Raw genomic sequence first — 3,899 nt, forward strand, 5'->3', positions numbered from 1 at the left:
TCGACATCGTGGGGAACGGGTTCGGCCGCTGGAAGACCATGCCGACCTCACGGCGGACGGACACCGGGTCGATCCCGGTGCCGTACAGGTCCTCGTCGTCCAGCATCACCTTGCCCTCGACGCGGCCACCGGGCGTGACCTCGTGCATGCGGTTCAGGGTGCGCAGGAACGTCGACTTGCCGCAGCCGGAGGGGCCGATGAACGCCGTCACCGACCGCGGTTCGACGGTCATCGAGATGTCCTCGATGGCCTTGTGGGATCCGTAGTAGGCGGTGAGTCCGCTCACGTCGATGCGCTTGGCCATGTCTGCTTCACTTCCAGGGTTTCAGGCTCGGTCGCTGGGTGGCCGCGCTCAGCGACCGGTCCTGGGGGCCTTCCAGCGGGCGATCCCGCGGGCCACCAGGTTGAGGATCATCACGAAGGCGATCAGCGTCAGCGACGCCGCCCACGCGCGGTCGTACGCCGCACCGGAGCCCGCGCTGTTGGCGAACTGCTGGTAGATGTACAGCGGCAGCGAGGCCTGCGCGCCCTCGAAGGGGTTGTTGTTGATGAACGGGTTGCCGAACACCAGCAGCAGCACCGGCGCGGTCTCGCCGGCGATCCGGGCGACCGCGAGCATGACGCCGGTGGTGATGCCGCCGATCGAGGTCGGCAGGACCACCTTCAGGATGGTCCGCCACTTCGGGACGCCGAGGGCCAGGGACGCCTCGCGCAGCTCGTTCGGGACGAGCTTGAGCATCTCCTCGGTGGAGCGGACGACGACCGGCATCATCAGGATGGCCAGGGCCAGCGAACCGGCGAAGCCGAACGGCTGCATCTCGAAGATGAGCATCAGGCTGAGGATGAACAGGCCGGCGACGATCGACGGGATGCCCGTCATCACGTCGACGAAGAACGTCACGGCCTTGGCCAGCCGGCCGCGGCCGTACTCGACCAGGTAGATCGCGGTGAGCACACCGATCGGGGCCCCGATGAGGGTGGCGAGGCCGACCTGTTCCAGGCTGCCGATGATGGCGTGGTAGATGCCGCCGCCGGCCTCGGTGTCGGCGACGACACCCATCGAGTGGGTCAGGAAGTGGAGGTCGAGCACCTTGACGCCGCGCGCGGCGGTCACCCAGATCAGGGAGATCAGCGGCACCACGGCGAGCAGGAAGGCGACCCAGACGAGACTGGTGGCCACGCGGTCCTTGGCCTGGCGGCGGCCCTCGACGCGCGCGGCGACGCCGTAGGTGCCCAGGACGAAGAGGACGGCGGCGATCAGACCCCACTGGATGTGGCTGTCCAGACCGGCGGCCAGGCTGATGCCGATGCCCAGGACGAGCGAGCCCGCGGCGATGGCCCACGGCGTCCACCGGGGCAGGCTGGCGGCGCGCAGCGTGCTGGGCCGCTTGTCGGTGACGGCTGCGGTGCTCATGCGTTGGCCCCCGAGTACTCCGCGCGGCGGGCGATGATCAGCCGGGCCGCGCCGTTGACCACCAGGGTGATGACGAACAGGACGAGACCGGAGGCGATGAGCGCGTCCCGGCCGAACTCGTCCGCCTCGCTAAACTTGCTGGCGATGTTCTGGGCGAAGGTGCCGCCGCCCGGATTGAGCAGGCTGGCCTGGATGTCGAAGGACGGCGAGAGCACGGTGGCCACGGCCATCGTCTCGCCGAGCGCGCGGCCGAGGCCGAGCATGGAGGCGGAGATCACGCCGGAGCGGCCGAAGGGCAGCACGGCCATGCGGACGACCTCCCAGCGGGTGGCGCCGAGGGCCAGGGCGGCCTCCTCGTGCATCCGCGGGACCTGGCGGAAGACCTCACGGCTCACGTTCGTGATGATCGGCAGGATCATGATCGCGAGCAGGATGCCGACGGTGAGCATCGAGCGCGGCGCGCCCTGGTCCCAGGAGAAGACGCCGGTCCAGCCGAAGAAGTCGTCGAGCCAGCCGTACAGGCCGTTCATGTGCGGGACGAGCACCAGGGCGCCCCACAGGCCGTACACGATGGACGGTACGGCGGCGAGCAGGTCGACCACGTAGGCGACCGGGCCGGACATGCGGCGCGGGGCGTAGTGCGTGATGAACAGCGCGATGGCGACCGCGACCGGGACCGCGATCGCCATGGCCACGACCGAGGAGACGATCGTGCCGAAGGCCAGCACCGCGATGCCGAAGGTGGCCGGCTGGAGGTTGGTGTTCCACTCGAAGGTGGTCAGGAAGTTGCCGTGGTCCTTGCTGATCGCGAGGCAGGCGCGGTAGGTGAGGAAGACCGCGATCGCGCCCATGATCACCAGCAGCAGGATGCCGGAGCCGCGGGACAGGCCGAGGAAGATGCGGTCACCGGGGCGGGTCGCGCCACGGGCCGCGCGCTTGTGCTCGGCGACCGGGCGCTGGGCGGCGGGCGGAGGTACGTCGGTTGTCGTCGATATGTCCATCGGGTTCTCCGGTCTGCGGAGCCGTGCCCCGGCAAGGGGCGCCGGCTCGTGGCGGCGGTGCACCGGACGGTGCGGCCCGGCCCTGTCGGGTACCGGACCGCACTCTCGGATCAGGTCAGCTCAGGCCCTCGACGGTGGTGCGGACCTTGGCGATGATCTCGTCGGGCACCGGCGCGTAGCCGATGCTCGGAAGGATCTTCTGGCCCTCCTCGCTCGCGATGTAGCGCAGGAAGGCCTTGGTGGCGGGCAGGGTGTCGGTCTTGTTGCCCTTGTCGCAGACGATCTCGTAGGTGACCAGGGTGATCGGGTAGGCGCCCTCGGCCTTGGTCTTGTAGTCGAGCTTCAGCGAGAGGTCCTTGCCGGTGCCGACGACCTGCGCGGCGGCGATGTCGGCGGTGGCGCTCTCGGAGCTGGGGGCGACCGGCTTGGCCGCACCGGTGTTGATGGACACGGCCTTGAGGCCGTCCTTCACGTAGGACAGCTCGAAGTAGCCGATGGCGCCGGAGGTCTGCTTGACCTGCTGGGCCACGCCCGCGGACTGCGGGGCGGACTGGCCGCCCTTGGCCTGCCAGGCCTTGCCGCCGGAGTACTTCCAGTTGTCCGGGGTGGTGGCGATCAGGTACTTGGTGAAGTTGTCCGTGGTGCCGGACTCGTCCGAGCGGTGGAACGCCTGGATCTTCAGGTCGGGCAGCTTGGCGCCCTTGTTCAGGGCGGCGATCGCCGGGTCGTTCCACTTGGTGATCTTGCTGTCGAAGATCTTGGCGATGGTCGGGGCGTCCAGGACCAGGTTGTCGACGCCCGGGACGTTGTAGCCGAGGGCGATCGGACCGCCGACCATCGGCAGGTCGATGCCCTGGCCGCCCTTGCAGACCTTCTTGGAGGCGGTGACCTCTTCGGGCTTCAGCGCCGAGTCGGAACCGGCGAAGGCGACCTGGCCCTGCGTGAACGCGGTGACACCGGCGCCGGAGCCGCCGCCCTTGTAGTTGATCTGCACACCACACGCCTGGGAGAAGTTCTTCACCCAGGCGTCGATCGCGTTCTTCTGCGCGGAGGAGCCGTCTGCGAGCAGCTGACCCTTGGCGTCGTCGCACTTGACCGAGCCGGCCTTGGCCGACGTCGACGGGTTGTCCGAGCCGCCGCCGTTGTCGTCGGAGCCGCACGCCGTCAGGGCCAGGGCGCCGGAGACGGCGACAGCACCGAGGGAGAGGGCGCGCAGCCGGTTCTTGCGCTGAAGCTTCACTTTCGGGAGTTCCTTCCAGGAGCCGCCGCTGTCGGCGGCGCGCGAGGTCATAGAGGTGCCCTGAGCGCCGTCATGGCCGCACTCAGCACCCGGTACGGCCGAAATTAGGCAGAACAGGTGAAGCCGCCGATGGCCGGAAGTGAACGAGGGGTGAACCCCTGCCGTCAGCCTGGTTAGGTCACGGAATGCTCACGGGGAGGGCACGTGGAGGTTCCGGCGACGGAGTTGCGCGCACGTGCATTCG

General features: G+C 69.0%; 4 protein-coding genes. All 4 read right to left on the reverse strand.

Annotated elements, in window-relative coordinates; all coding sequences use genetic code 11:
* A partial coding sequence (locus tag IE312_RS43490; protein ID WP_229900890.1) for an ATP-binding cassette domain-containing protein occupies positions 1 to 304 on the reverse strand: 304 nt, incomplete at its 3' end.
* A gap of 48 nt (positions 305 to 352) precedes the next feature.
* Entirely contained in the window at positions 353 to 1,414 is a 1,062-nt protein-coding gene (gene pstA, locus IE312_RS36825) for a phosphate ABC transporter permease PstA (RefSeq protein ID WP_189986672.1), read from the reverse strand.
* Positions 1,411 to 2,415, reverse strand: coding sequence for a phosphate ABC transporter permease subunit PstC (gene pstC / locus IE312_RS36830; RefSeq protein ID WP_189986673.1), 1,005 nt, complete (start codon positions 2,413 to 2,415; stop codon positions 1,411 to 1,413). The genes pstA and pstC overlap by 4 nt, the downstream gene beginning before the upstream one ends.
* Before the next feature lie 115 nt (positions 2,416 to 2,530).
* Positions 2,531 to 3,706 carry a phosphate ABC transporter substrate-binding protein PstS gene (gene pstS, locus IE312_RS36835; protein WP_229900891.1) on the reverse strand — a complete coding sequence of 392 codons (1,176 nt, stop codon included), beginning with the start codon at positions 3,704 to 3,706 and terminating at the stop codon, positions 2,531 to 2,533.
* Between the last annotated feature and the right edge of the window lie 193 nt (positions 3,707 to 3,899).

The sequence above is a fragment of the Streptomyces capoamus genome, assembly GCF_014654935.1.
GTDB lineage: Bacteria > Actinomycetota > Actinomycetes > Streptomycetales > Streptomycetaceae > Streptomyces > Streptomyces capoamus.